General features: G+C 61.2%; 4 protein-coding genes. 1 reads left to right on the forward strand and 3 read right to left on the reverse strand.

Features of this window, described 5'->3' with window-relative positions:
• Nucleotides 1-978, forward strand: a 978-nt coding sequence (locus GY725_10615) for a Na/Pi cotransporter family protein (GenBank protein MCP4004638.1), incomplete at its 5' end; no start/stop codon positions are given.
• Nucleotides 979-993: 15 nt separating this feature from the next.
• Here GY725_10615 and GY725_10620 read toward each other — a convergent pair.
• The 3 genes from GY725_10620 to GY725_10630 all read right to left on the reverse strand — a co-directional run.
• Complete coding sequence (locus GY725_10620) at nt 994-1,377, reverse strand: hypothetical protein (protein ID MCP4004639.1); 384 nt, start codon at nt 1,375-1,377, stop codon at nt 994-996.
• A gap of 130 nt (nt 1,378-1,507) precedes the next feature.
• Nucleotides 1,508-2,386: a hypothetical protein gene (locus tag GY725_10625; GenBank protein MCP4004640.1), complete on the reverse strand. Its 879-nt coding sequence runs from the start codon at nt 2,384-2,386 to the stop codon at nt 1,508-1,510.
• Nucleotides 2,387-2,608: 222 nt separating this feature from the next.
• On the reverse strand, nt 2,609-4,108 hold a 1,500-nt coding region (locus GY725_10630; protein ID MCP4004641.1), incomplete at its 5' end, for a response regulator.

The following is a 4,108-nucleotide window of genomic DNA, read 5'->3' on the forward strand; positions in this document are numbered from 1 at the left end:
CCGCGAGAGGCGCTTCGCGCCGCGCTGGTGCATGTCCTGTTCAATGTCGCCGGAGTGTTGATCTGGTTGCCCTTCATCGATCAACTGGCGCAATTCGTCCTCTGGATCTCGCCGGCTGCCGAGGGGCTGGCCGGCGCGGAGAAGCTGGCGGCTGAAACCCCGCGTCAGATTGCGAACGGGCACACCGTGTTCAACGTCGTGAATACGTTCGTGTTTATCGGGTTTGCGACTCAGTTTGCCTGGCTTGCCGAGAGGTTTGTGCCCGACCGCCCCATCGAAGAAGAAGAGGCGGTTCGCGCCAAGTACCTGGATTTCGAGTTGATCAATACGCCGTCGTTGGCGCTCGATCGCGTGCGGCTGGAGATCCTTCACCTCGGAGATCGCGTCAAGGAAATGCTGATCGCGATCTTGCCCGCCGTGCTGTCGGGAACAAACGAGGAGTTAACGCGCATCGCCGAGATGGACGACGCCGTCGATTCGCTGCACGGCCGAATCGTCTCCTACCTCGGCAGGATCAGCCAGGTCAAGCTCACGGAGGCAGAGACGGAGGAATTCGTTCAGTTGATGGCTTCGACCAACGATCTGGAGAACATCGGAGACATCATCGAAACCAATCTCGTGACGCTTGGCCAACGGCGCATCGAGGTCGGATTGAGCATCAGCATGCAAACGCAGGAAGTGATCTGCGAGTTCCACGCTTCCGTGGTGCGAGCTCTCGACTCGGCGCTGCTGGCTGTGACCCAGAAGAACGAAGCCGCGGCGAGGATAGTCGTCGATATGAAGGGTGAGATCAATCGCCTCGCGGATTCCGCGGCCCTCCACGGTGCCGAACGACTCGTGGCCGCTGCGCCGAACCGTGAAGAGACCTACTCGATGGAGATGAACATCCTCGAGAACTACAAACGGATCTACTATTTCACGAAACGGATGTGCCGCGTGCTGATCCCCTCGGCTGCCAAGCGGGACGAAAACGCCTGAGCGCCGGACGACGTCCTAACCGACCCAGACCAGAAAGACCACGAAGGCCACGAGCGTCAGCACCAGCATGATCGCACCGTAGGTCTGCACGTTGGTTAGATGAAATCTCTTGGCCCCGAGAACCTCGACGGCGTCGATGTGCTCTTCGGCCTCGACCGGATCCACCCGTTCGGAGGGATCGGTGTAGGGGCGCAGCATTTTGTGAATCCGCCCCTCTTCGTACGTCGTGATCGCCGCATCAGGGCGTTCCCGGCGATACTCGAGGTAAACCCGAATGCCTTCATCGCTCAGCCCGATCTCTTGCCAGTTCGCCAGCTCCTCGATGAAACGTGCATCGAACTCTTCGCGAGTGGCTTGGTCCAGGTCCTCCCAGCGCCTGGTTGCAGTGGATGGGGTCATGTCGACCTCCCGGACGCGTGCAGCACGCACCCTCTACTTCCAAGCTAGCAGAAGAACAGCCGAATTGATGCCATTGCTGGGGATTAAGGGACGCTCTTTCGTCGTCTTTGAGCCTCGGCGTGGACAGGACTCACGAATCCTCGGGATCGGGCGGCACCTCGACGTAGCAGCTGGGCAAGCGCCTCATGATCGCGATGCTGTATACGAGTTCCTGGCCGTCGTAGTAGCCCTCGCTCCATTTGCCGTCCTCGCCACGCTCTTTCGGGGCGCGATGTCGAAACTTCACGAACTCTCCGCCCAGAAGCTTCGCGCAGGCACGCTCGTTCCACTCCCGCATTTCATGCGTACCCGCCGCGAATCCGTTGAGATAGTCCGGATCGTCATCGACTTGCTCCGCGAGATCTTCGACCTGGTCCATCGCGGCGCCGAGTCGCTCGTTGATGGTCAGGTTGGTCTGCTCGGCTTTCCAAACGGCGTGACGCGCCAGCGTCAACTCGTAGTCGTCCGGGTAGGTGTCATCGCCACGACCGTTCCATGATGACGAATCCCTGGCCTCGGCTTCGGTGGCGAATCGCTCGGCGACCGCCGCCAGTAGCCGATCGACCGCATCGACGTCCTTGGCCTTGATCAGATCTCGTGGGACGGTGACCTCCAGCTCGATGGCGCAGTTCCGCTCGTCATACAGCGTGAACGGGCCGTCTTGCCGCGGGAACAACGTGGTCGCCGGAACGGTCACCATCAGTTCGGCTTTCTTGCGCTTGATCTGCACCTTGTTGACCTTGGCCAACTCTCCGGGCTCGAACTTGCGTCCCGCTTTGGAGCTGACGAACCGGCCGGAGACATCGTTGTTGGAGTAACTCCCCGAACAGCTGGAGTAGGACTCGATCTCGAGGGTCACCCAGGCTCCGCGCCAGCGGGCCCGGACCGCGTCTTCGAATTCACCGGCGACCAGCGTGTTGCACAGCAGCAATGCGGCGAGCGCCGCGACGATCGGGCCGTATCGTCTCATGATCACCTCTCCGAAGCATCCAGGGGGAATCGAACCTTCATTAATGGATAGTGCCTCTCCGGGCCTGGAGCAAGAGCCGCCGGTCTTGTCTTCGCACCTCTGACTTGCTCGACGGGAGTTGTCAGGACCTACGACGCGATTCCGTCGTATGAGGGGTCGTACGGTGACACAAGCGACAGCATCGAGCGGCTGCCCAGCCTGGGAGCTTGCCTGCCCCTGAGGTCAGGCCGGAGTCGCTTCCAGCGACGAATTTTCCAGCGAGTTCAGCGCACCCATCAAAAGGTCGAGCTCGGCCTCGAGCATTCGCAGCGCTTCCGCCCCATGCGCGAGATCGCCTTCGCGACCCAGAGTTTCGAGACAGAGTGCGGCCTCGGCGGCGGGAGCGGCGGCGAGATTGGCCAGGCCACCTTTCAAAGCATGCGCCAAGCACTCCACGTTGTGAGCGTCGCCGGCGTCCAAGGCCTGCCGGATCTCCTCGACGCGCCGGGCACTGTCCTGGCGAAGCAGCTCGACCACTTCGGCCAGAAGCACAGGGTCGCCGCCGGCGCGCTCCAGCGCTGCCTCGAAGTCGAACAGCTTGCGCGGGCCGGATGACGCACCCCTCGAAGTCGTGTCGATCGATCTGGAGTGACCGGCGATGATTCGAAGCAGCTCGTCGATCTGCAGCGGCTTGGTCGTGTAGTCGTCCATTCCGGCCTCGAGGCATCGCTCCCGATCGCCCTTCATGGCGTGGGCGGTGAGCGCGACTATCGGCAGGTGTTCACCGGTCGAACGCTCCAGTTCGCGAATTGCGGCGGTAGCCTCGAGGCCATCCATCTCGGGCATCTGTACGTCCATCAACACCAGATCGAATCGTTCCCGCGAACACGCGGTGACGGCATCGCTACCGTTGCCCGCGGGAACGACCGTGTGACCGTGTCCTTCGAGCACGCGGGTGACGAGCCGCAGGTTGATCGCATTGTCCTCGGCGACCAGGACTCGCAGCCCGGGAGCTTGCGTTGCGCCGTCGCTGCCGACAGCATGGGATTCTCTTCGACGTCGATCTTTCATGAGCTCAACGGTGAAGAAGAAATTGCTGCCACGACCGGGGTCGCTTTCGACCCATATCTTTCCCCGCATCATCTCGATCAGTTGCGAGGAGATTGCGAGTCCCAGTCCCGTTCCGCCGTGAAGTCGAGTCGTCGAACCGTCTGCCTGAGAGAATGACTCGAAGATCAATTCCCGCTTGTTCTGAGGAATCCCGATACCACTATCGGCGACCTCGAACTGGAGGCGCAGATTTCCGCCGTCGTCGGCCGCACGGGCGACACGAACCTGGACCCCGCCGCCTTCAGTGAACTTGATCGCGTTGCCCACAAGGTTGAGCAAGACCTGGCGTAGCCGCACGGGATCTCCGATCAAAAGATCCGGGATTCCCGATTCAATGGAGTGCACCAGCTCGAGTTGTTTCTCGCTCGCTCGATGGGCGAAGCTCTTGACCGCTTCGCAGACGACTTCTCGCAGGCTGAAGGGGATCGATTCCAGAGAGAGCTTGCCGGCTTCGATCTTGGAAATGTCCAGGATGTCGTCGATGATCGTGAGTAGCGATTCGGCGGAAAAGCGAACCGCGTCGAGGTGGCCACTCTGTTCGGCGTCCAGCTCCGTCTCGAGTGCAAGTCCGGTCATCCCCAGGATGCCGTTCATCGGCGTCCGGATCTCGTGACTCATGTTGGCCAGGAACTC

Source organism: bacterium, assembly GCA_024226335.1.
In the GTDB taxonomy this organism is placed as follows: Bacteria; Myxococcota_A; UBA9160; order SZUA-336; family SZUA-336; genus JAAELY01.

What these genes read in the sequence shown, in the direction of transcription:
- GY725_10625 (MCP4004640.1), bottom strand. Translation starts at nt 2,386, where the DNA reads ATGAGACGATACGGCCCGATCGTCGCGGCGCTCGCCGCATTGCTGCTG.
- GY725_10620 (MCP4004639.1), bottom strand. Translation starts at nt 1,377, where the DNA reads ATGACCCCATCCACTGCAACCAGGCGCTGGGAGGACCTGGACCAAGCC.